Genomic DNA, 22,415 nt, shown 5'->3' on the forward strand with positions numbered 1-22,415 from the left:
AAAACGATTCCCCCGCGTATTCAATCTCCCACATCTCCTCAGCGACATCGTGCTTGATGTCCAGTCCCTGCACCAACACGTGCAGCTCACGTCACTGTTCCGGCTTTTTGGAGAAGAGTCCCATGGTCGAATAATGAAGGCAGACATGCTCGCGACGCCAGTGCAAAAATGTTGGAGGGGCCGAGCAATCAAAAAGGAGAGTGGCCTTTCCAGGCCGCAGGGTCGCACGCCCCTGACAGACAGGTCATGGTAATCGTGAATCAAGAGTGACAGCCACCATGCGGCCTGGAAAGGCCGCTCTCCTTTCTCTGCTGATAACTCACCACCTTTGCTGCTCTGCTGCTTTCGCTGCTTTGCGACAAAAGCCCATCCACGCACGATGTGGGTCACATCGCACCCACCTGTGCATCTCTGCCTCTTTGCGGTTAACCCTCGAATGACTCCAGTGCGTGTGCCACGCCGAGCGTGAGGTGCAAGCCACGAGTCACTTGCTGGTCAGGCCGGAGGCCTAACATCCACTGTCAGGCGGGACGCCTAACCTCCTGCTGCAATTCTTCGCTGCTCTGCTGCTTTGCGTTTCCCCTTCCAGAAGCGCACCGCACGGGATCACGCTCAGCTATACCTCCCACACTTCCCCAAGAATCCTTTCCTGGATCGCGTGCATCTTCTTCCGCTCTTCCTCCTCGCGATCATCCCAGCCGGCGAGATGCAGGAGGCCGTGAATCACATACAATGCCGTCTCCTTCTCCCAAGGCTGGCCATGCTCCGAGCCCTGGCGTTTGGCGGTGTCGAGAGAGATAAGGACCTCGCCGTGGTGGAAGGTGATCACGTCCGTTGGCGTGGGGTCGTTCATGAAGTCGCCATGCACGGTGGCGATGGCGGCATCATTCACGAAGGAGAACTCCACTTCTTCCAGGTGCAGCAGCGGCGCGTCGGGTGAGGTGGCCTCAGCGAGCACCTTGGGCAGGGCGCGTTTTGCCACACGACGCCACAGTGGCATGGGCGCGCCCTTGGCATCTGGATGGTGATTGTAGAGTCGTAGCGTGGGCTTGGCGGCCATGGGTGGTGTGAGGAGTTGGGACCCTATCACTTCACGCGGTCGGTGGCCTGTAAAAGTGCAGCACCGTCGCAATGACAAAGATCACCGTCGAACCCATCATGATGGCCACGACAAGCATCACCGGACCGGACTCAAGTGTTGCTGGCGTGAGGGCATTGGCGCGCAGGATGAGTTCGTACAGGACTCCCATGCCAAGCGTGATACCACAGCCCAGCCAGAGCGCCGCGCGGGTCATCCAGGCCATGGTCATGGGACGACGCTCTTCCGCCAGCCAGTATTCACGATAGGGCAGGTTTACAAACCGTGCGGGCACTTTCCGGACGATCAGGAAGGCGCCGACGATGAGCATGGGAAGTCCGATGCCCGCAGCCGTCATGGACCACAGGTGCTCATGGCGGTCCATCCACGCATCCGCGGTCCCATTCGTTTTGAAATGCGTGGCCACACGTTCCGGCAGCCGGTCGCCGCTAAGCCACACATAGGCCAGGAAAACCACAAGAGAGAGAATGAAGCAGGTGCCAGGGAGGGTGATACTTTCTTTCTTCATCATCGGAAGAAAGGTGACACACGATGACGGGGTTTTCCATCGGTTTGGCATCACCGATATCTCCTCGTCGTGAGGTCTTTGTTCCCTACTTCAGCGTCTCCTTGATCACGCCTTTCAGCAGGCGACCCATGGTGGAGAAGTAGCTGTTGGCAATGTCCGACGTCAGGAATGCGAGGTAGACGTCATTGGAAGGCAGGGGACTGTTCGAGGCGAAATACACCGGGCGGTCGACACCACGGTACTTGGACTTGTGGAAGGAAAGGCCCTTGAAGTTGTAGATTTCGTTGCCGTAGCGCTCGCTGATGGCGAAGAACATCTTCGTCGCCCAGTCATCGTTGTAGATGCCGTAGTCCAGCTTGACGAAGGGGCACATGAGCAGGTTCAACAACTCGATGCCTTCCGGCTTGAAGACATCCATGGCCGTCATGTGGATCGCAGTGGCGAGGCGGCCGTAGCGCTGCTCATCGCATCGCACCGTATTCGCCGAGTAGCCGAAGGGCTTGCCATCGCGATACATGGGGTCGTAGAACACATACCCCACGGCCACGCCATCCTTGTCGAAGGCGACAAACTTGCGCACGCCATGCTCCTGCTCATACACCGGGCGGCGGGCATACACCCAGATCTCGCGATCGTTCACCTTCTTGCCACCAATCCAGCGGGCGGAGAGTTCGTTGAGCTGTTCCTTCGGCACGGTGGTGATGTCCACCTCGCGAATGGTGATGCCCTCGCGCTTCGCCTCGTTGCGCGCGCGCTTGATCATGTCCAGCTCCTTCCAGTTTCCCTTCGTGTTGTAGGACTGGACATCGAGCACGGGTTCATAGCCCACCGTGTTCGCCTTGAAGCCGAGCTGACGCAGGATGCGTGCGCACTCCTCGGAGATCACCGCGAAGACCGCGCTGGGATTCTCCTTCATGAAGGCCTCGATCAAAGCCCGCATGTTCCCCGGTGCGCACACCGGGTCGGAGAGGACGATGCGCTTCAGGCTCCGTGCAAAGACGGGATGGGTGACGCTGGTAAAGGAGATGTATCCCAGGTCATGGACGAAGTATTCCATGCCCTGCTGCAGGGTCGCGTAAGCGAGTGCCTCGGTCCCGTGCTTGAGAAAATGCGGAGAAAGGAGCCTCCATTTTTCCTCACGGTCCAAGTTCTTCGCGTCGGCTCCCAGAATCATCATCACACCGACAGAGAACACGGGTGTTGGAACTGCGCAAGGGCCGTCTGAAGAATGCGCATCAAACGGCAGGAAACATCAAGCCAGGTGCTTGCGAAGCCAGTTGGCCGTAAGTTCAAACACACGCTCGCGATTGCGATCGAGGTGCCCCACGTGTCCGTTGCCGGCCACAATTTCGAGGCCTTTCACGCACTTCAGTGAGTCATGCAGTCGATGGGCGGTGCTGATCGGATCCAGTTCATCATCCTCCCCCCAGATGACCAGGGTAGGAGCTTTGATGCGGTCGACGCGCTTGATGGTATTGACGATGAAGGCTTGGGACGCGCCGGGAAGTGGGAAGCCTGCAAAAGCGCGCAATTTGCCGGGGTCTCTCTGCAGCTTTTTGTTGATCTCCGGATCGGAAGCGAGCTTCAGACCATCCAGCATGGAGATCAGGGAGATGCGCAGGTGCTTGCCGGTGAGGAGGCGCTTCACGCTGCCCAGAGCGGAGAGACTGCGCATCAGGACGGAGACCCCAAAGGGCAGGGTATCCATGACGGTAGCGTCGAGCGCCACGAGCGCCTTCAGGCGTGAGTCCACGACTGCTGCTTCCAGAATGGCGGTGCCACCAGAGGAGAGGCCAAAGGCACCCACCCGATGATTGTCGAGGTCGACCCGTTGTTCGATGAAGTTGATCGCGGCCTTGATGTCGGACACCCATTCCTTCATCTGGATGCAATACTCCGGGCCCTCGCTTTCGCCGTGCCCGTGCATATCCAGCATCAGAGTCGCGATGCCCCGGTGAGCCAGGTATTCAGCGAGCTCAATGTAGTTTTCCTTAAACTCACCCGCACCGTGGCTGACGATCAAGACCGGATGGGGAGACTCCTCCTCCTCAGCTGGAAGCTGGAGGAGGGCCTGGATCCGTTGTCCCATCGAAAGAAAAGAGACTTTCTCCCTCCGGGTCGTCGTGGTGGGTGTGAGTGCTGCGGTCATCAGGTTTGGGACAAGCATTTCGCTGTCCAAACATCGATTTACGATGTCCTGAATAATTACACAGTTTTTAGAAAACGTCTAGTAATTTCAGTTTTAGTGAAAATAATACGTGTTGGCTAAAGAAGAGGGATTTACCTAAGGCTCAACTCAATGGATGGGCAGCAGCCGCTCCCAGAGGGAGTCATTCATCAGCACTTTGCTCACGAAATCGCGAGTGGTGAAAGGCTTCACACCTTCAGAGGAAACCGGAAGGGTCACCACGAGGTTCAGTCCGCCATTGGTTGGCCCGGAAGTGATGTTTCCACCGAGATGGTGCGCGAGGAGGTGCGCTCCCAGCAGATTGACTGCGGACGGGTGCAGGCCTTCTGGACGGTCAAAGAACGGGTCGAACACAGAACGCAGGGCGTCAATGGACAGTCCGGGGCTATTATCCGCGTACTGGATGGCGACGGCCTTCGTGCCGTCCTGTGCTGCGACAGGCTTGACCGAAATGGACGCCTGGCTGCCCGAAGCATCCGCCGTGAGCGCTGAGTCGATAAGCAGGTCCACCAGCTTGCGGAAGGCACCCGCGTCACCGGTCACGGCGGGGGAGGAGGCGTCGATCTGTGTGGCGAGCTCCACCCCCTTCGCCGAGGCGGCGGCTTTCTTGGCCGCAGCGGCTTCCTCGACAATGGAGCCGGGGTTGAAGGAGGTGCTGGCTCCGCCGTCGCTCTGCACTTCGCCGAGGAGGCTGCCCACCTGATTCACGCGATTGGAGATCTGGTCATGGAAGTCGCGCCAGAACTGGGGATCGCGCAGGCGCGTTTGGTCTGTCTCCACGGGGCGCAGGCGACCGGGGGTCAGTTCCAGGAAGGACTGAACGGCATGGAGGGGATTGTTCAGGTTCTTGCCCACACCACTGGCGAGTACGCCGAGGCTGATCACACGGTCGGTGATAAGCACGTTCTGCAGCACCGAGAGCTTCTCGCGCAGCAGTTCATCACGCTCCTGCTGGAGAATGTAGTACTCCATGGCGCGGTGCAGCGTGTTGCGCATATCATCCACCTGCAGGGGCTTGGAGATGTAGCGGAAAATGCTGCCGAGGTTCACGGCATCCACCGTCACGCCGAAGTCCGCGTACGCGGTGATGAGCATGCGCACGAGGCGGGGGCGCAACTGGCGGGCACGCTCCAGAAGGTGCACTCCCTTTTCGCCGGGCATGCGCTGGTCCGTGATGAGTACGCCGAGCTCGTCGCCCCTCTCCTCGATGATCTTCAAGCCGTCCGCGGCATTGTTCGCGGTGATGATGTTAAACTCGCGGCCGAAGGTTTTTTCGAAGTACTTGAGGGCCATCTCCTCGTCGTCGACGTAGAGGACGGAGTAGCGCTTCATGTCGTAAAAGTTGTGCATGGCGTCGTGGGGTGCTGGGGGCTTTTTTTCGGGGGATTATTCAAACGTGCCCCTGGCGTCAGGGGAAGGGAATTCCAGTTCAAATTCAGTAAAAACTCCGGGCTGGCTGCGGACATCAATGCGCCCGCCGTGCTCAGAAACGATGCGGTGGCAGATGGAGAGGCCCAGGCCCATGCCGGAACCCACGTCCTTGGTGGTGAAGAAGGGGTCGAAGACCTTGTTTCGGATCTCCTCAGAGATACCGGGGCCATTGTCTCGCAGGGTTACCATGACCTTGCTTCCTGCCGGTGCGGCACTGATGCTGATGAGGGGGGACTCTCCATCCGGATACTGCTTGGTGCGCATGGCGTCAATGGAGTTCTGCACCAAATTGACCAGCACCTGGACGATCTGGTTGCTGTCTCCCCGGACTTCCATGCCCTCCGGCACATGGATTTCTGCAGCGATGCCATCCTTCCACTCATGAGAGAAGAACCGCAGCACGGTTTCCGCCACAGGCTTGAATTCGAAGACCTGGGAAGTCTCGTGCGTCATGCGGGTGAAGCCGCGCAGGTCGGAGATGATGCGGGCCACGCGCTTCACTCCATCGTGCACGTCCTTGAGGGTATCGGCAAAGTCGGCGCGCTCGGACTCTGGCAGCATGTCCGTCACCTGGCCCAGCAGGTGCAGGCCCTGGCTGGCATAGTTCAGCGGGTTGTTGATTTCGTGGATGAGGCCGGCGCTCATGCGGCCCAGTGCGGCCAGCTTCTCGTTGCGCACCATGAGCACTTCCGTCTCCTTCACCTGCTCGAGGGCGGCTTCGAGCTGCTGCTTCTGCACGGCGAGCTCTCTTTGATACAGGTGGGAGTCCACCAGGTTCTTCAGGCGGACGGAGATTTCCGTGAGTGAGAATGGCTTGCCGAGGAAGTCGCTCGCACCCGCCTGGAGGCAGTCCATCTTCGTCTTTTCATCCGCGCGGGCGGTGAGCAGCACAATGGGGATGGAGCGTGTGGACACACGTTCACGCAGCTCGCGGCAGACCTGCAGACCATCCTTCTCCGGCATCATCATATCCGAGAGGATGATGTCCGGGAGGAACTGCGCTGCCTTCTCCACGGCCTGTAGACCATCCACCGCCTCGAGGACTTCGAAGTTGGCCGTGAGCTGGCTCTTGAGGAATCGCAACATGTCCGGCTCGTCATCGGCGATGAGCAGCTTCGGCTTGCGACTGCGGCCAATGCCGGTCTCGATGGGACGCAGACTGGCCTGAAGCGAAGTGATGGCGGGGAACATTTCCGCGCGCCGATACAATCCGCTGATCCATTCCTGGGTCGTGCCGTTGCCTCCCATCTCGAGGTCATCCGGAGTTTCCACCATGGGAGGTTCTTCCAGCTCTTCCGGGGCGTCGACGTAGGGGAGCCTCACGGACATCGTGGTGCCGCGTCCCACTTCACTGGTGGCTTTTACGGTGCCGCCTTGCGCTTCCGCGAGTTCTTTCACCAGGGCAAGGCCGATGCCCATGCCCTGGAACTTGCGCTGGGAGGAGGTGTCCGCCTGCCAGAAGCGGTCGAAAATATGGGGCAGTTGTGCCGCATCGATGCCCATGCCTGTATCCCGCACGTCGAATTCGACCCAGTCGCCATCGCGCGTGGCATTGAACTCCACCTTGCCACCAGCGGCGGTGAATTTCATGGCATTGGAGAGCAGGTTCAGGCTGATGCGCTCGAGCTTTTCCGAGTCGAGTTTCGCCGCACCCAGAGTCGGATCCACGTGTGTCTCCAAACGGATGCGTTTGTCCTTCGCCATGGCGCGCACGGCGGTACCGATGCCTTCCACGAATTCCTTCACCATCACGCGATGTTCCTTCACCTGCACGCGGCCGGACTCCAGGCGCACGAGATCGAGGAGGTCGTTGATGAGCTTGAGCAGGCGCATCGCATTGCCGTGCATCGTATCCAGGAGTTCCTTCTGCTCCGTGTCGGACTTCGGCTTCGGGCTCAGCATGGCCTCCAGCGGAGCGATGAGCAGGGTGAGGGGAGTCCGGAGTTCGTGGCTGATGTTTGCGAAGAAGCGGCTCTTCACTTCATCCATCTCGCGCAGCTTCTGGTTCGTGCGTTCCAGTTCCTCGCGGTTTTGGTCCAGTCGGTAGCGCAGGTCAAACTCGGAGCGCCGCACAGCATTGTACTGCCAGGTACCGGCGACGATGATCGCGCCGGTAAGCAGCAGGAAGTACACATTGTTGTAGAAGATGCTCCAGTCCGAGATGGTGCCGTGCGCCAGACTGGCAATGCCGTAGGCGGTCAGGGTCAGCAGCAGGATGGCAACACTGTCCACCAGAGGCCAGCGCATCACAATGCCGGAGCCGAGCATCACCAGGTTCAGAGCCGCATAGTAGGGAGATACCGCGCCATCCTTTGAGTAGATGATCCAGCACATGCAGAGTGCGGGGACGAACATGGCCATGATGCCCACCAGCCGGTAGAACGGGATCTCCGGCTTCAGGTGCAGTATCAGCCACAGCAGCATGACGATTCCTGAAGTCAGGAAGCGGATGGGGAGCCACTGCCACATGGCTTCCTGCCCATACACCAGGATGTCCACACTGGCGCCGAGGGGCATGAAAGTGGCTGCCAGGATGCAGCCCAGCTTGTAGTTGCGAATTCGAATCGGCCGTTCGTACGCGTCGAACGAATTCTGCAAGCCGGCATGCGGCTCTATGGACACATTAGCCATTCTCGGGCTTGCGTACTTCGAGGAAAATATTCACTCCCGTCGAATCCGAGCTCACGGAGCAGCTTCCAGGTGGTGCGCTTTCCGGCGCGAGGCGGAGGAACTGTTGTTTGTTGCGGTACACCAGGTGCCACTCCACCACGTACTCCATCCACAGGCGTGACGGGTTGGAGGTGTCCACATTCGTGGCCACGAGCAGACCACCTGGGGCCAGCAGATCATAGAATACCTCCATGAGACGGCGGCAGATACGATCGGACAGGTAGTCAAACAAACCTGCGCAGTAGACGAAGTCGTAACCTCCCACTTCGAAGCCCGCGCCCTTCTTCGAGGATTCCTTCAGAATCTGGTGCACAGATCGCTTGATGAACTTCAAGCCGGTGCGGCGGCGGTGACGTCCTCGCAGATCCTCAAGAATGCGGGTGGTATTGGTGATCGTCTCGTCGTTGAAGTCCAGAAGGGAGAGTTCCGCATTGTCACTCAGTCCATCCGTGATCAGGAATTCCTGCACTTCCTTCGCCGGACCGCAACCCAGGTTGAAGATCCTGGCAATCTTCCCCTGGTTCGTCACGCGCGAGGTCTCATTGTGCAGACGCTCGGTAAGGTAGGTGATGCGGTTGCGGTGGGCGACCACCGGTGGGATGTCGAGGAAGAGCCGGTTCAGGATCTTCGCGAACATGGAGCTGCCCTCATAAGGGTCTCTAAGCATCATGCTTACCATCTCGTAGTCGCCCGCGTAGCCGAGAGGCTTCTGGAAAATGCGGTACACAAAGGGCGAGCACAGCACCAGCGGATGGATTTGCCTTTTGATATAGCTGCTGTGCACCGGTTGCAGTTCCGGAGCAATGCTCACGGCCGTGGTCTCGAATCGCTCCAACAGCGGGGTCACTGCGGGAATGATCGGTACTTCAAGTTGCTTGATGGTTTCCCGCTCTGCCGTGAGTCGATCTCCTGCAGGAAGTGAGCGCACGCCCAGTTCGACTTGCTCCATCCAGCGGCGCAGGTCCGAGAGCAGTGTGTGGATATCCGCGACCACCAGCTTGAAATCCGGAGCAACGGCATAGTTTTTCTCGGTCTCGCGAAGGAATTCAGCGAACTCAGAGAGCAGCCGGTCCTTGTTCTGCGCCGGCGCAAGGATATCGACATCGATCCAGCCATCATCCGCGAGTGACGCCTCGCAGATAAGCATGATCCCGGTGTTCACCAGGTTCGCGATCACTGCGCGACCAGAGTACACCACGCGCTCGTTCATCAGGATGCGGAAGTCATTCAAGACTTCCGAGAGCTGCACAATGCTGTACGGATTGTAGACCTCGAAGACCGCGAGGTAGCGAGTGAGTCGGTGCAGCGTGCCGCGAACCTCCGCTCCTTGGCTGTTCCGGCAGATGATGAGACTGAGACGCTCTCCGCCGGAAGTGTTTATGGGCAGGGGATTTTCAGAATTCTCCATGTTAGCACGCCGTGGGCATCACGCGGTCGGTTGCAAAAAAATGTGTGAAGGTGGTGATGATTGCGATGTTTATACACGCGTCGGCAATCAGGTCCATCTTGCAGCGTGGAAATTTCATGTTTTGCAGCAGTTCAACTATGGAAAATCAACGAACTGCATTTACAGGGTGCATTCATGGTTTCGGGTGATCGCAAATCCGGATCAGACAGACAGTTTATCGCGCGTGGTTATGCTGAAGTGTTGGTGTGCCGGGAACTTAAGAATTGGTTCATTGCCATTTCGAGTTGTTTGATGCCAAATGGCTTTACGAGACAGGCGTCCGCTCCGGCTGCCATACATTTGTCCCGCTCTGCAGGCACGGCGAGACCGGACATGGCGATGATGGGCACCTGTGCGAGTGAAGGACTGGAACTCTGGCGGATCTTTTGCAGCGTCTCCATGCCGTCCATGATCGGCATCAGCATGTCCATGATCACGAGGTCCGGCGTTTCGTGGTTCGCCAGTTCGAGCGCTTCGCGACCGTTTGTTGCGGCGAGCACGCGATAACCGACACTCTCCAAATAGTCGTGGGTGATGTTGCGCAGCACATCTTCATCGTCCACCAGCAGGATGAGCGGTGAGCCGGTGGCATGGGACTCGCTGTCGCTACCGGAAGAGGCAAAGGTGTCTTCCAAATCTGATGCGCTGTAGATGGTGGCACCTTGAGCGTCCGTTGCCAAAGAGCAGTTCAGAGGGAGCCGTGCTTTTACGAGCAGGCCATTTCCCGGCAGTTCACAGGCCACCAACTCCCCATCACCATGGAGTTTGATCAAGGTTTCGACCAGGGAAACGCCAATGCCTTTGAGTTTGCGCAGACGATCCATCGCGACGGCGGAGGGAGTGGTCTCATCCTGTGCGGAGATTGTCAGGGTGGGTGAGCCTCCCCAGGCGCGAATAATCAAAGATTGCCGCGCGGGATCGGCGATGACGTCCAGTTGCGCTTTCCCTTTGGCCGGTACGGAGACCAGGACGCAGCCGAGCACCTCAAGCATGATCTGCAGCAGACGCTTGCAATCTCCCTCAGTGGTGATGGCTTGGGGCGACACAGCGTGCCGGAGATCCAGAGACCGGCTCTCGGCGATGGGTCGGAGTTGCTTGGAGGCCTGGGCAGCCAGCTCCTCCAGATCGAAGGTCTGACTTTGCAACGCGATGCCGCCGACGTGGATCTTTTCCGCGTCCAGGAATCCGTTGACCAAGGTCAGCAGGCGCTGGGCATTTTCGGAGATGGTACCGAGCGCTTCACTCTGGCGCAGGCCGATGTCGCCGTAGATGCCATCTTGAATCCCCTCCACGAGAGCGAGGATATTGGACAGGGGGTTGCGCATCTCGTGGCCGGCACGAGAGAGGAAGGTGCTGCGTTCCGTGCTGGCCGTCTGAGAAGCTTGCCCTGCGGTGGGCGGGCTGACTGGGGAATCCGTGGAGGGTGAAGCCAAGGAGGTGATCATCTTTGTTGCTTGAGAACCCGGGGAGTATCTGAACTTGGGGGTTGGGATGCCTTTGAGGGAACTTTTACTATCTTAAAAATAACGAGGTGCTGGAGGATGAGGTCAAGATGCACCTCCAGAGTCTGAATGTTCATTTAGTAGATAATTCCTGCGTTACATACATGGGGAACTTATGAGAATAAACAAAGTTTATTGATTTTTTAGAAGGCGCCGCTGATATTTTACTGTTCTGTGACGAAGGCTCACAGCGGTCCATCTTTGCCCAATTTTGAACTGTGAACACCCCTCTCCAGGAATCTCCGCAACCCAAGACCATTCTCCTGGTGGAGGATAACGACTCCTACCGGCAGATCGTAGCAGCGACCCTGTCCAAAATGCTGCCTGACTGCCAGATCGTGGAGGCAGACAGTGTCATGACCGCGCGCACAGTCGCGCCAGTAGAGTCGCTTGCCGTGGCACTGCTGGACATGACCCTCCCGGATGGCATGGCAACGGACATCATTGAAGGATGGCAGCCCTATATGAAGCAGGGTTTGAAGGTCGTAGTCTTCAGCAGCTATGAGGCGGAGGAAGTAGCGCCTGCGCTGCAAGACCTTGGCGTCCATCAGTACGTGAACAAGGAGCGCGGCATGAAACCTCTGATTCAAGCGGTGCAAGCCGCGGTTCATAGTGCAGACCCCGCGGAAAAAAACGTGCAAAGCGCCCCGGGTAGCCCCACCATGCGGACGGAAGGTGCCTGCCACTCCTAGAGCCTGACGCGGCGCATCGTCCTACTCTTACCCCGAAACATGGAAGGACTGGTCACTCGACGCGTGGGAAGCAACTTTGCCGCAGAGCAGCCGCGGCAGGGTATGGGCTGGATCCAGGGTGTCTTTGATTGCCTTGGCGACGCCATCTTCATTCATGATGCGTCCACGGGGGCGATTCTGCATGCCAACCGGCGTGCATGCGAGCTCTACGGCTACAGCCCTGGGGAAATGTGCCGCTGCACAGTGGCGGACATCAGTTCCAACGTTTCTCCCTACAGTCAGGAGGATGCGCTACGCTGGATGCAGCGCACGTTCCATGATGGCATGCAGCTCTTCGAGTGGCAGGCCAAGGCTCGCTCCGGCTCCCTCTTTTGGGTGGAGGTGCACATGAGCCAGGCGGTGCTGGATGGGCAGGTGCGGCTGGTCGTCTCGGTGCGCGACATCTCGCGGCGCAAGCTGGCTGAGTACGCCCTGCGCCAGAGTGAAGAGCGCTTCCGCCTGCTTCTGGGCAGCAGCCGGGATCCCGTCTACTGCCTGAACCTGCAGAGCCTCTCCTATGATTACCTGAGCCCGGCCGTGGAACAGATGCTGGGGCTCTCCATGACGGAACTCATGGATGGCGGCCTGCGCCTTTTCGTCTCCCGCATCCATCCGGACGATGTGGATGCCCACTGCGCAAGGCTCGACCGGTTGGTGATCGAGGCCTCTGACGATCATCACTACAAGCCCGTGGTGGAGTATCGCTTCCTTAATAGGAACACCGGCTTCCGCTGGATGAGTGACAGTTGCTCGGTGGTGCGTGATCCTTCGGGCAGGCCCACGGCAATCATTGGCAACATCCGCGATGTCACCTCCCGTCGTGAGCATGAGGAGGCGCTGCAAAAAGCGCACGCGGCTCTGCTCTTCCACTTGGAGAGCAGCGCGCTCGCCCTGATGGAGACAGATGCGGACTTCCGCGTGAAGAACTGGTCACCGCAAGCCGAGCGCATCTTTGGCTGGAGAGCGGAGGAGGTGAGAGGGCGCCTGATTTCCGAGTTGGAATTCATCCATCCCGAGGACGAGATGCTGGTCGCGGCCAACATCCGCCGTCTGCAGGAGCGTACCGAGTCCCGGAACAGCTGCATCAACCGCAACCTGACAAAAGACAGGCGGGTGCGTATTTGTGAATGGCACAATTCGGCCATTCTGGATGAAAAGGGAGAACTCCTCTCCATCCTTTCGCTGGCCACGGACATTACGAACGAGCGCAGGATTGAAGATGCGCTGCGCGCCATGGCGCAGGGGGTGGCTGGATCGAGTGATGAGGCCTTCTTCCAGTTCCTGTGCCTGAACCTGGCCCGCATCCTGGAGATGAAATTTGCCTGCGTGGCCATGCTCGTGCCCGAGCGTGACCGCATGGCGCGCACGCTGGGCTTCGCGGGTGATGGCGCCATTCTGGAGAACATCACCTACTCGCTCGTTGGCACGCCCTGCCACAAGGCCTTCGATGGTGAAGTGTGCTTCTTCTCCACCGGAGTGCAGAAGCAATTCCCGGATGATCTCTACTTCAAGGATCAGGGCGTCGACAGCTATATCGGCGTTCCGCTCCACAGCGGAGACGGTCGCACCATCGGCATCCTCTCGGCCTTCAATGACCGGCCGATGGATCAGATTGAGCAGTTCCAGACCATCTTCCAGATCTTCGCCGCGCGTGCCGCCGCCGCCCTGGAGCGGCACATGGCGGAGAGTGCGCTGCGCATCAGTGAGGAGCGCTACGCCCTGGCTGCCAGCGCCTCGGCGGCAGGGGTGTGGGACTGGGACCTGGTCTCCGGCGCGGTGTATTACTCTCCACGATTCCGTGAGATGACTGGATACAGTCAGGATGAGCTGCCCAACACGGTGTACGCCTGGGAGCGCCGGATCCACCCGGACGACCTTCCCCAGGTGCGTGAGTCCATGGAGCGGCACCTGCATTTCAAGGAGCCGTACCGTGTCGACTACCGGTTCCTCACAAAGAAGGATGGCTACCACTGGTTCTCCGCGCGTGGCCAGGCCATCTGGAATGCCGACGGTGATCCCTGCCGCATGGCGGGCTCGCACCTGGACATCCACGACTTGAAGATGTCTGAGGAGCGGGTGCGCCGCCTCAACCGTCTCTATGCCGTCGCGAGCAGCATCAATGACGTGATGGTCCGCGTGCGTGATCCGCAGCGCGTCTATGAGGCAGCCACGCAGATTGCCGTCGATACGGGCATGCTGAGGATGGCATGGGTGGCGGCGTATGATTCCGCCACCGGCCAGGTGCGTGCGGTGGCCAAGGCAGGCGTGGACCAGGGGTACATGGACTTTGTCTCCAAGACGCCCGATCTGGTGGAACAAGGTTTTGGGGTCTGCGGACAGACGTTGCGCACCAATCAGACGGCCGTGTGCAACGACGTCGAGGAGGACGCTTCCTTCCAATTCCGGAAGGAGGCCATGACCTGCGGCTTCCGATCCTGCGCTGCTTTTCCATTGAAGCCTGACGGCAAGTGCATTGGCTGCATTGTGCTGTATGCGGACGAGGCCCAGTTCTTCAAGCACGAGGAACTGCGCGTGCTGAACATGCTCGCGGAGAACCTCTCCTTTGCCATAGAATCCTGGGAAAAGGAAAAGGCGCGCCTCCAGGCGGTGGATGCGCTGGCGGAGAACGAGCGCATGCTCACGACCCTCCTGAGCAATCTGCCGGGAGCCGCCTTCCGCTGCCGGAATGACAAGGCGCGCACGCTGGAGTTCGTCAGCGAAGGCTGCGCGGAAATCAGCGGCTACGAACCTTGTGAACTCATGGGCAACAGCCAGGTGAGCTTTGCCAGCCTGATGCACCCGGATGACCTCGTGGCGGTGCAGGGCGCCATCGGCGAAGCACTGGCTGGAGACCGCACCTATGAGGCCACCTACCGCATCCGCGCCAAGGACGGCAAGGAGCGCTGGATCTGGGAACGTGGCCAGGGCATTTTCTCCGAGCACGGCAAGGCGGACTTCCTGGAGGGATTCATCACGGATGTGACGGAAAAGCGCCAGCTCGAGTCCCAGTTCCTGCGTGCCCAGCGCATGGAGAGCATCGGCACACTGGCCGGCGGCATCGCTCATGACCTGAACAACATCCTCGCGCCCATCATGATGGCGTTGAGCATCCTCAAGATGAAGCTCAATGCTCCGCGCGACAAGGAGATGCTCAAGACGCTGGAGTCCAATACCAATCGTGGGGCGGACATGGTGCAGCAGATTCTGAGCTTCGCCCGCGGTGTGGAAGGCAAGAGCATCCACCTGCGCCCGAAGAACATCGTGAAGGAGATCGAGCGCATCGTCAAAGAGACCTTCCCGAAGAACATCGAGTTCCGTGTGGCGTATGCGGACGATCTCTGGGAGCTGAATGGTGACCCCACACAGCTCCACCAGATGCTGCTGAACCTGTGCGTGAATGCCCGCGATGCCATGCCCAACGGCGGCCTGCTGTGTATCGGATTGAGCAACACGATCATCGACGATCGGTATGTGCGGCTTCATCCCGAGGCCAAACCGGGGCCATGCGTGGTGATGGAGGTCCGGGATACCGGCACCGGCATCCCTCTTGATATTCGCGATCGTATTTTCGAGCCCTTCTTCACGACGAAGGAATTCGGCAAGGGGACAGGCCTCGGCCTCTCCACCACCATCGGGATCGTGAAGTCGCACCGGGGTGTGATCGAAGTGGATAGCCAGCCCGGTGAAGGCACCGTTTTCCGCATCCTCCTTCCCGCCCGCCCCAGCGGACCGGAAGCGAAGGAACAGGAGAAGCAGCAGGGCAGGCGGGATGGCCGCGGCGAGCTTGTGCTGGTGGTCGACGATGAGAAACCAATCCGTGAAACCGGCAGCCATATTCTGGAAACATTTGGCTACCGTGTGCTGACCGCCTCAAACGGGGCAGAGGCAGTAGAGCTTTTTCAGAACTGTCAGGAGCGACCTTCCGTAGTTTTTACGGACATGATGATGCCTATAATGGATGGCCCCGCCATGATTCGCGAACTGCGCCGCATCGACTCCAGCCTCCGGTTTGTGGGTGCGAGTGGGTTGAACAACGAGCTTGCTGCCGAAGCCAGGAGCTTGGGTGTGAAGCACTTCCTACACAAGCCTTATACGGCAGAGGATCTTTTGACGGCCTTGGCGGACACCATTGAAGCGCCCCGGGAGCCCACAACTGTCACGAGTAATTAAGGGGGATGTGCAGGTTGCGCGGAGGGCTGGCCTAAATATCAATAAGAAAAACATCTAAAGTCCAATCCTACACGGTTCATTTAATATGAATCGTTATTTAGATGTCTGCATGCAGTTTAATGCTTTCATATTAGCCATAATTTTACATTAATTTCATCATGCTTTGATCCTGAAGTTTGATGGTTCAGTGCTTTCCTTTTCTTTAGGATTCATTTAGTCTTGCCACCAACCCTGTCATGAACGTAGCACCACCAGTGTCGACGCCGGTAGACGACGATGGTGTGACTGACGGCACGATGATCGAGGCGCTTTGCGCAGATCTTCCATGTGCCGCAGTGGGGGAGTTGTTGGCTGAAGATGACCAACGCAGGCTCCTGCTGGCACAGCGTCTCCATCGCGATGTGGCAGGGGGATTGGTGGTTTGCACGTCCCTGAGTGAAATGGCCCGCATGGGTTGCGAGCAAGGCGATGAACTGAATGCCATCAAGGAGTCCATCCTCAAGCTGGAGTCTTCACTCAGGCAGGCCGTGCAGGTCGTCCGCGAGATCACGGAGGAACAATATCCTCTCGCTCTCAAGGCGTTTGGATTGGTGTTTGCACTCGACAAGCTTGCGAAGAAGATGACCGAGGCCGGTACGGCGGAGGTCAGCCTCACCGTGGAGGGGAACGAGTTTACTCTTCCCTTGGAGAAACGCCTCAGCGTCTATCGTATCCTTGAGGCACTGGCCGGCAGGTGTGTGCGCACCGGTCTGTCCTCCATGGTTTCCATTCATTGCCGCTTCTCCAGTGATGCGTTGGAATTTGTCCTGCTTCACGATGGAGAGGATTCTGCAGCCATCGCCCATGGTGATGATGCCGAACTCTCCTGGATCAAAGCACGTATCTCTGTGCTCCCGGCTCGACTTTTTGTCTCGTCCACGGATCCAGATGGTGCCAGCTCCGTGCATTTGCACATGTCCCTTCCAGCCAAGTCTTGATGATGATCTCAGCTACAAACTCCCCTTCAATGACCCTCAACATGAAAACAGGACCCAACTTCAATATCCTGGTGGTTGACGACCATGCGCTGGTACGTGAGGCTTTTGCCACCATGCTCCGGAGAGAGTTCCCCGACGCTACCGTCGAGGTGACTGGTTCGTGCACCGAGGCGCTTGGCGCCGCTCGTCGCAACAACTACGAAGTCGCCCTCGTGGACATTGAGCTGGGCGATCGCTCCGGCATGGAGCTAACGATGGAACTGCGCACCCTGCCGAATCCTCCGGTGGTGATTGCCGTGTCCGTGCACCAGGAAGCCACGTTTGTTTCCCGCTCCATGCAGCTCGGTGCCAAGGCCTATGTGGCGAAGGATGCTCCTTCCTCCGAATTGTTCGATGCCATCCGCTCCACTCGCGATGGCCGCTCCTACATCTCGAAGGACCTCGCGGAAAAGTATTCCCAGGACACCCGCTCGAAGAATTCCACCCCGCTGGCCCATGAGCGCCTCTCCAACCGTGAGCTGGAAGTGATGCTCCAGATCGCCCGTGGCAAGACGCCCAAGCAGGTCGCCAGCGACCTCTGCCTCAGCCCGAAGACGGTGGCCGTGCACAAGCACAACCTGTGCTGCAAGACCGGCCTCCGCACCACGGTGGACATTCTCAAGTACGCCCAGACCCACGGTCTGGTGTAAGTTTCTGTGATAGGATGTAATGTGATGCTTGTTGTCTGGCGAGAGAGTTGACCGACTGCTCAAGCCACAAAAAACCGCCGGGTGATGCCGGCGGTTTTTTTTGTTGTGAAGGGAGAATGCTTCAGATGTCCTATCAAGGCTTGATCTGAAGATGAAACCGTTCGGCGACTTCGCGGATGGAATTCTCCAGCTGTTTATCTCCCGTCCAGACGTCCACTAGATCTCCCTCCCAGAATTGCACAGTCACTGCTCCGCTGGGAAGATAGAGATACACATTCCATCCAAATAGGAGGGCCAGATAGCAATGGCCAATCGCTTCCGCTTCTTCATGTTTGCCGAACAAGTGACCGGGGGCATCAATCAAGTTACGCCGATCACCGTGCCCCCTCCTTAGACCTGTGATGATTGCCATCTCATCCGGTTCGTAGAGGGGCCAGTCGGAAAACACAACGAGGGCACCGTCGAACTTGCCGAACGTTCGAAAAAGCCACCGCACCACGGCTGACTGCGCTCGTGCGTACTCGGGCGCCTCAAACTGCAAACGGAACATCCTGTGAGCCTCCTCACGGGAGTACGGCTCTTCAATGATTTGATACTGCCTCAGCCATTCGGAGTATTGGGATTTGGTCAGACACTGCATATGACCGCGTGAATGTCGCAGCCTATTGCTTTGTTTGATGGGGGCAACTCAACAATGGCATGGCTCGCTGCGCTATGCCGCGGCGGGGAACCTTACCATCTCACCCTTCGCGGTGACAAACACGGCGCTGGCTTTCTCTTTCGCCAGTAGAGACTGCCATGATTGCGGCTCATCCAGCAGCACGACCCAGGCGAGGGCATCTGCCTGCACGCAGGTGTTGGCGAAGACGCTGACGCTTACATTCGACTTCATCGGCTTCTGCGTGCGGGGATGCAGGATGTCGCTCACTTTTTTCCAATGATGACGACGATTGGAGATGCAAGCCGACGTGGTGGCGACGGCGGGGCCGGTGACTTGGGCGTGAAGCTGCACCTGCTGCGAGGCCACGGGAGCGCCGATGGAGAGATTGGAAGGACGGGAGCCGACGAAGCGAATGTCGCCGCCCGCATTGATGGTGGCCTGGCGGACGTTCTGCGCAGCGAGAAGGTCGGCCGCCTTGTCCACGGCGTAGCCGCGGGAGATGACGCTGAGATCGAGTGAGAGTTGGCGGCGGAAGCTCACGCGGCCATCCCGGTGCATCACGATGTCGCGGAAGTTGCCTTTACCGGCCATGGCTTCGTCCGCAGGCGATGCGATATCGAAGATGCCCTCAGAGACCCGGCTGAGACGCACGGCCTCCCCAATGACCTCATGCGTCCATTCATTCACCGGCAGGGGATGGAGATGACCGCAGGCGTTGAGGCGGGAGAGCTCGCTGGAGGGGTCATGGAAACTCATCAGCGACTGCACTCGTGCAATCCGCCCGAAGGCGAGGTCGGCCATGTCCTCCAAGTCGCGTTCGGGAAGGTCGGGGTCAGACAGGGAGATTTCCACGAAGGTACCCAGCAGCGGACGGCAGCGCTTGATGGCAGACATAGTTGGGCGGGAAGGGGGGAGAAGGTGGCCGGTGCTCAGGGGGGGTGAGTGGGATGTTGGCAGGGAAGGTGGAAAGTGCAAGAAGATAATGAGACTCTGTCGCAATTGTGAAAGGGAGGGGTTGGAAGTCGGTTGGGGTGCTGAGACGGGGGAGGGTTGGCTCTGATGGTGGTGGGTGTGGCGGGCTGCACTGGATTCAACACAGAGACGCAGAGACGCAGAGGAAACTTCGGAGACTGAAACTGAAAATACAGTTCTCGGTTTGCGCCAGAATCGGCGTCATACGCCACCGGCACTTCGGACTGCGAATTTCGCATCCCTCAGTCTTCGAAGTCCCCTCTGTGTCTCTGCGTCTCTGTGTTGAACTCACCGCACGTGACCACATCCACTACGGTGTGAACCAACCGCTGAGCTACACTGCATGGGACACGTGCAGATTTCCCCCACGCACAGAGAGTTCCTCACAACGACGCAATCACCGCCGCGCGTGCGTCTTCTTCTGCGACACCCGCCTTCTCCAGGTAGTAATCATAGCCACCGGCATACGGCATGACCTTGCCGGTGTTGATGTGCAGCACCTTCGTCGCGATGGAACGGATGAAGTGCACGTCGTGGCTGATGAAGACCAGCGTGCCTTCGAAGCGCTGCAGGGCGAGGATGAGGCCTTCGATGCTCCAGATGTCCAGGTGCGTCGTGGGCTCGTCCATCAGCAGGATGTTCGGCGGATCCACGAGGAACTTCACGAGGTTCACGCGGCTCTTCTCACCACCGCTCAACACCTTGGTCTTCTTGAACACGTCTTCGCGCTTGAAGAGGAAGGAGCCGAGGATGGAGCGGATGTCATCGTCGCGCAGTTCCGGTGACGCATCGCGCACTTCTTCGAGAATGGTCTTCTCAGGGTCGAGTGTGTCCGAGCGGTGCTGGGAGAAGTAGCCCAGCTTCGTGTTCGTGCCGAGACGCCGTTCGCCCTTCTGGAAAGGGATGATGCCGGCGAGGATCTTCAGCAGTGTGGACTTGCCTGCGCCGTTCGGTCCCACCAAGGCAGTGCGCTCACCGCGCTCCACATCGAGGTCGAGATTTTCGTACACTTTCTTTTCCCCATACGCCTGGTGAATGCCCGTGAGTCCGATGACACGCTGCCCGCTACGGGCAGGTTGGGGGAAGTTGAAGCGGAAGGCTTTTCTCAGCGGCTTCGGCTTGTCGAGCTTGTCCATTTTCGCGAGCTGCTTCTCGCGGCTCTGCGCTTGCGCGGCCTTGGAGGCCACGGAGCGGAACTTGTCGATGAAGTCCTGAATCTGCTCGATCTCGCGCTGCTGGTTCTTGTACGCCGTCATAGCGCGCTCGTGATTCTCCTCGCGTTGCTTCAGGTACTCGGAGTAGTTCCCGCTGTAGGCGGTGAGCTGGCCGTCATCCACCTCGTAGACCTGCTCGATGAGCTCATCCATGAAGTCGCGGTCGTGCGAAATGAGGAGCAGCGCGCCGGGGTAATGCTTCAGGTAGTTGCGGAACCACATGAGGGACATGAGGTCCAGGTGGTTCGTGGGTTCGTCCAGCAGCAGCAGGTCCGGCTCGATGACGAGAAGCTGTGCCAGGTGCGCGCGCATGATCCAGCCACCGCTGAACTCACGCGCAGGCTGGTTGAGTTGCTCAGGCTTGAAGCCGAAGCCCGCGAGAATCTTCTTTGCCTTCGCCTCGGCCTTGGGGTCCTGTAGGGCATCGTGCTTGGCATGCGCCTCGAGGTACTCCGGAGCGGAGACGTCACTGCGGGATTCATAGTCCTTCAGGATGGCCTCCAGCCGTTCCATCTCACCCGCTTTGCCGACGGCGATGTCGAGGATGGTTTCGTTTCCCGAAGGCTCTGCTTCCTGGCGAAGGTGGCCGAGGGTCGTCCATTCATCGCGTTGGATCTCGCCGGAGTCGGGCGTGTCCTGTTTCAGGATGAGGGAGAAAAGGGTCGACTTGCCCGCACCGTTCGGCCCCACGAGGGCGGCTTTTTCCGCGTAGTTGATGGTCATGGCCGCATCCTTGAAAAGGACGCGGTTGGCGAAGGACTTGGTGACTTTGTGCAGCGTGAGCATGTGACCCGTTTCTACTGCGGTCAAAGGGGCTCCAACGCAAGGAGGAATGCGCCGGAAACCGTCTTCCAAGAAGGTCGGAACTGGTGCGGCTTTACGGCTGGGGTATGGGCCTGGCCCTGCCTTTCCTTGGAAGATGGCCAAGGCGCAGTCAGCCCTGTACGGCTTGACATCACGACCATCGGTCGGACTCGACGTAAGGGAGTGCGCCTGGAACCGTGTGCAGCGGGCGCGCACGTCCCTTGCGTAAAAAGATGTCAGAGTCCATTGTACTCAAGCACTCCGTGGTTGCTGATTACTCAGACAGAGAGCCGCTTGAGAAGACATTTGCCGTCCTGAAAGGGGCCGGGTACTGGGCGTAGACACCCCGAGAAATCAGCCCCGGTCCGTCGCCCGGGGTGCCACTGGCGCGGTAGGGACGCGGTATGTCGACAGGCGCTTCCACCACCTCTGCACACGAGGCTTCCAATTCGTGAAGGCACTCTTCGGCCGCCGCAATCTGCTGAAGGAAGTGCTTCTCATGTACCGTCCACGCTTCACCGTGAAAACCTGTCGTACATCGGTGGACATGAAGTACTCGTTGGAGAAACTGTACCCGCCACTTCGCATTGCCCAGTTCGGAGGACTTGTGTGTGTCCATAACAGTCAAGATTGGACGGTAAACATGCATTCAGCCTGCAAATGGATCAACAAGATGTGCATTATTTGTTTCATAAAGAAAAGAATTGTCTGCAAAAATAAACACGTCGATCGAGTAATTCCTGCGTTTTGCGCGGAAAGTAGTGGGATCTCCTAGCGCTCAATTCTTTGCGAGTGCTTGCTTACATCAATGTCTGAGGTTGGATCCTGCAATCCTTAGATCTAATGAAGGGTGCCTTAGGGTTGATCAAACTGCTCGTGTTCGGCAGACTTTTCCCATGCCCCTGAAAATCGCTGCCCTACGCCGTGCGGTACAGTCCGTGCACGGATGCGCAGCGGAGCATTTGCAGAGCACGCTGGTGCATGAGGTGCGGGATGGTCGCACGCTGTGGAGTGGACAGGTGGAGATCTTTCGCCTGACCGGGCATGAAACTGCGGACCGTGCCTATGCCTGGGTGCACAAGGACGACGCTGCTGAGCACTATGTCTCCGTGCTGAATCTGCCGCCCATCAACTCTGCCAGCGATGCAGTGCAGAGAGTCCTGGCGAAGGCTGTGTGACAGCGCCTGTACGTCGCTCTAGCCGTGATAGGGCTCATCCTGTCGTAGGCCTTCCTGTTCCCCGCCCGTTCGCAGAGTGCTGCGTCCGCATGAGTCGCAAGAGGCAGCCGCATTTTTAAACGCCGAAGCAGAACGGATCTCGATAAGGAGAGTCCTCACCTGACTCTCGTGCGG

General features: G+C 58.6%; 16 protein-coding genes. 5 read left to right on the plus strand and 11 right to left on the minus strand.

Annotated elements, in window-relative coordinates; all coding sequences use genetic code 11:
• Positions 1 to 616 precede the first annotated feature (616 nt).
• The 8 genes from ybeY to DES53_RS13570 form a co-directional block, all read right to left on the minus strand.
• The gene (gene ybeY, locus DES53_RS13535) at positions 617 to 1,060 is read right to left on the minus strand and encodes an rRNA maturation RNase YbeY (RefSeq protein ID WP_113958803.1); all 444 of its coding nucleotides are present in this window, start codon (positions 1,058 to 1,060) and stop codon (positions 617 to 619) included.
• Positions 1,061 to 1,091: 31 nt separating this feature from the next.
• Positions 1,092 to 1,610 (minus strand): DUF1648 domain-containing protein, encoded by a 519-nt coding sequence (locus DES53_RS13540; protein WP_170157092.1) that lies wholly within the window; start codon positions 1,608 to 1,610, stop codon positions 1,092 to 1,094.
• An 82-nt stretch (positions 1,611 to 1,692) separates the two neighbouring features.
• Positions 1,693 to 2,802, minus strand: coding sequence for a DUF2156 domain-containing protein (locus tag DES53_RS13545; protein ID WP_147263395.1), 1,110 nt, complete (start codon positions 2,800 to 2,802; stop codon positions 1,693 to 1,695).
• 57 nt (positions 2,803 to 2,859) lie between these two features.
• On the minus strand, positions 2,860 to 3,774 hold the full coding sequence (locus DES53_RS13550) for an alpha/beta hydrolase (protein WP_113958806.1): 915 nt from the start codon (positions 3,772 to 3,774) through the stop codon (positions 2,860 to 2,862).
• A gap of 129 nt (positions 3,775 to 3,903) precedes the next feature.
• Entirely contained in the window at positions 3,904 to 5,145 is a 1,242-nt protein-coding gene (locus DES53_RS13555; RefSeq protein ID WP_113958807.1) for a hybrid sensor histidine kinase/response regulator, read from the minus strand.
• 36 nt (positions 5,146 to 5,181) lie between these two features.
• Positions 5,182 to 7,743, minus strand: a complete 2,562-nt coding sequence (locus tag DES53_RS13560; RefSeq protein WP_170157094.1) for an ATP-binding protein — start codon at positions 7,741 to 7,743, stop codon at positions 5,182 to 5,184.
• A gap of 106 nt (positions 7,744 to 7,849) precedes the next feature.
• A complete protein-coding gene (locus tag DES53_RS13565; RefSeq protein ID WP_113958809.1) occupies positions 7,850 to 9,304 on the minus strand; it encodes a class I SAM-dependent methyltransferase in 1,455 nt (484 codons plus the stop codon).
• Positions 9,305 to 9,531: 227 nt separating this feature from the next.
• Positions 9,532 to 10,776, minus strand: coding sequence for a response regulator (locus tag DES53_RS13570; RefSeq protein WP_211325540.1), 1,245 nt, complete (start codon positions 10,774 to 10,776; stop codon positions 9,532 to 9,534).
• 287 nt (positions 10,777 to 11,063) lie between these two features.
• On the opposite strand from DES53_RS13570, the gene DES53_RS13575 reads away from it, so the two are divergent.
• The 4 genes from DES53_RS13575 to DES53_RS13590 all read left to right on the plus strand — a co-directional run bounded on the left by DES53_RS13575 (position 11,064) and on the right by DES53_RS13590 (position 17,412).
• Positions 11,064 to 11,537, plus strand: coding sequence for a response regulator (locus DES53_RS13575; protein ID WP_113958811.1), 474 nt, complete (start codon positions 11,064 to 11,066; stop codon positions 11,535 to 11,537).
• Positions 11,538 to 11,576: 39 nt separating this feature from the next.
• The gene (locus tag DES53_RS13580; RefSeq protein ID WP_113958812.1) at positions 11,577 to 15,746 is read left to right on the plus strand and encodes a PAS domain-containing protein; all 4,170 of its coding nucleotides are present in this window, start codon (positions 11,577 to 11,579) and stop codon (positions 15,744 to 15,746) included.
• Positions 15,747 to 15,982: 236 nt separating this feature from the next.
• Positions 15,983 to 16,723: a sensor histidine kinase gene (locus DES53_RS13585; protein ID WP_113958813.1), complete on the plus strand. Its 741-nt coding sequence runs from the start codon at positions 15,983 to 15,985 to the stop codon at positions 16,721 to 16,723.
• A gap of 41 nt (positions 16,724 to 16,764) precedes the next feature.
• On the plus strand, positions 16,765 to 17,412 hold the full coding sequence (locus DES53_RS13590; protein WP_170157095.1) for a response regulator transcription factor: 648 nt from the start codon (positions 16,765 to 16,767) through the stop codon (positions 17,410 to 17,412).
• A 133-nt stretch (positions 17,413 to 17,545) separates the two neighbouring features.
• Here the strand turns inward: DES53_RS13590 and DES53_RS13595 are convergent, their stop codons facing one another.
• The 3 genes from DES53_RS13595 to DES53_RS13605 form a co-directional block, all read right to left on the minus strand.
• The gene (locus DES53_RS13595) at positions 17,546 to 17,962 is read right to left on the minus strand and encodes a hypothetical protein (RefSeq protein WP_211325541.1); all 417 of its coding nucleotides are present in this window, start codon (positions 17,960 to 17,962) and stop codon (positions 17,546 to 17,548) included.
• 162 nt (positions 17,963 to 18,124) lie between these two features.
• Positions 18,125 to 18,967 carry an FAD:protein FMN transferase gene (locus DES53_RS13600; RefSeq protein WP_113958816.1) on the minus strand — a complete coding sequence of 281 codons (843 nt, stop codon included), beginning with the start codon at positions 18,965 to 18,967 and terminating at the stop codon, positions 18,125 to 18,127.
• Between the two features lie 461 nt (positions 18,968 to 19,428).
• Positions 19,429 to 21,045 carry an ABC-F family ATP-binding cassette domain-containing protein gene (locus tag DES53_RS13605; RefSeq protein WP_113958817.1) on the minus strand — a complete coding sequence of 539 codons (1,617 nt, stop codon included), beginning with the start codon at positions 21,043 to 21,045 and terminating at the stop codon, positions 19,429 to 19,431.
• 914 nt (positions 21,046 to 21,959) lie between these two features.
• Between DES53_RS13605 and DES53_RS13615 the strand changes: the two genes are divergently transcribed.
• Positions 21,960 to 22,241, plus strand: coding sequence for a hypothetical protein (locus tag DES53_RS13615; RefSeq protein WP_113958819.1), 282 nt, complete (start codon positions 21,960 to 21,962; stop codon positions 22,239 to 22,241).
• Positions 22,242 to 22,415: the final 174 nt, after the last annotated feature.

The sequence above is a fragment of the Roseimicrobium gellanilyticum genome (assembly GCF_003315205.1).
In the GTDB taxonomy this organism is placed as follows: Bacteria; Verrucomicrobiota; Verrucomicrobiia; order Verrucomicrobiales; family Verrucomicrobiaceae; genus Roseimicrobium; species Roseimicrobium gellanilyticum.

What these genes read in the sequence shown, in the direction of transcription:
- ybeY (WP_113958803.1), bottom strand. Translation starts at nt 1,060, where the DNA reads ATGGCCGCCAAGCCCACGCTACGACTCTACAATCACCATCCAGATGCC.
- DES53_RS13560 (WP_170157094.1), bottom strand. Translation starts at nt 7,743, where the DNA reads ATGCCCCTCGGCGCCAGTGTGGACATCCTGGTGTATGGGCAGGAAGCC.
- DES53_RS13585 (WP_113958813.1), top strand. Translation starts at nt 15,983, where the DNA reads ATGAACGTAGCACCACCAGTGTCGACGCCGGTAGACGACGATGGTGTG.
- DES53_RS13605 (WP_113958817.1), bottom strand. Translation starts at nt 21,045, where the DNA reads ATGCTCACGCTGCACAAAGTCACCAAGTCCTTCGCCAACCGCGTCCTT.
- DES53_RS13600 (WP_113958816.1), bottom strand. Translation starts at nt 18,967, where the DNA reads ATGTCTGCCATCAAGCGCTGCCGTCCGCTGCTGGGTACCTTCGTGGAA.
- DES53_RS13590 (WP_170157095.1), top strand. Translation starts at nt 16,765, where the DNA reads ATGAAAACAGGACCCAACTTCAATATCCTGGTGGTTGACGACCATGCG.
- DES53_RS13565 (WP_113958809.1), bottom strand. Translation starts at nt 9,304, where the DNA reads ATGGAGAATTCTGAAAATCCCCTGCCCATAAACACTTCCGGCGGAGAG.
- DES53_RS13555 (WP_113958807.1), bottom strand. Translation starts at nt 5,145, where the DNA reads ATGCACAACTTTTACGACATGAAGCGCTACTCCGTCCTCTACGTCGAC.
- DES53_RS13540 (WP_170157092.1), bottom strand. Translation starts at nt 1,610, where the DNA reads ATGATGAAGAAAGAAAGTATCACCCTCCCTGGCACCTGCTTCATTCTC.
- DES53_RS13595 (WP_211325541.1), bottom strand. Translation starts at nt 17,962, where the DNA reads ATGTTCCGTTTGCAGTTTGAGGCGCCCGAGTACGCACGAGCGCAGTCA.
- DES53_RS13615 (WP_113958819.1), top strand. Translation starts at nt 21,960, where the DNA reads ATGCCCCTGAAAATCGCTGCCCTACGCCGTGCGGTACAGTCCGTGCAC.
- DES53_RS13580 (WP_113958812.1), top strand. Translation starts at nt 11,577, where the DNA reads ATGGAAGGACTGGTCACTCGACGCGTGGGAAGCAACTTTGCCGCAGAG.
- DES53_RS13550 (WP_113958806.1), bottom strand. Translation starts at nt 3,774, where the DNA reads ATGCTTGTCCCAAACCTGATGACCGCAGCACTCACACCCACCACGACG.